The organism is Gilliamella mensalis (assembly GCF_900103085.1).
GTDB lineage: Bacteria > Pseudomonadota > Gammaproteobacteria > Enterobacterales > Orbaceae > Gilliamella > Gilliamella mensalis.
Genome location: NZ_FMWR01000031.1, coordinates 1 through 577 on the forward strand (window position 1 = coordinate 1; position 577 = coordinate 577).

1 protein-coding gene is annotated in these 577 nt (G+C 44.4%); it reads left to right on the forward strand.

All coding sequences use genetic code 11. From position 1 onward, the window contains the following. Positions 1-577 (forward strand): contractile injection system protein, VgrG/Pvc8 family (locus BQ5209_RS10440; protein WP_208610029.1); only part of this gene is annotated, 577 nt, incomplete at both ends.

Here is a 577-nt window from a genome sequence, read left to right on the forward strand (position 1 = left end):
AGTCATGGTTTGACGGGGATTGATTACCGTTTAGAGCTAAAAGACAGCTACCCTGAGCGGGCGTTTATTACTCAGTGGCAAGAAAGTGACCTTGCCTTTATTCAACGCTTATTGGCCGATGTCGGTATTTGGTTTCGCTTTGAAACGCATGCCGAACATCATTGTGATGTGATGGTGTTAAGTGATTATGAACAAGGCTATGCGCAGGTAGCCGATATCGACTATAAACCGCCTAGTGGCATGGCGGATAGTGGCGTTGAAAGTGTGTGGGATATCAGCCTGCATAGTGAAGTAGTGGCCTGTTCAGTCAAAGTACAAGACTATAACTACCGTGATGCCCTCGCCGATTTACAGGGGGAAGTTAACAGCCAACCCAAAGACCTTACCACTTATGGCACTGACTATCGCTATGCTGAGCACTATAAAGGTTTAGATAGCAACGGACAAGAAAACCTGCCAACTTGTGGCGAGAAGAATAACGATGACGATGTTAACAATGTTAATCATGATAATCGTGATAACGGTAATAACCTTAATGAGAATAACAGGCATGACGATAATCAGATTGAAAGCGGTC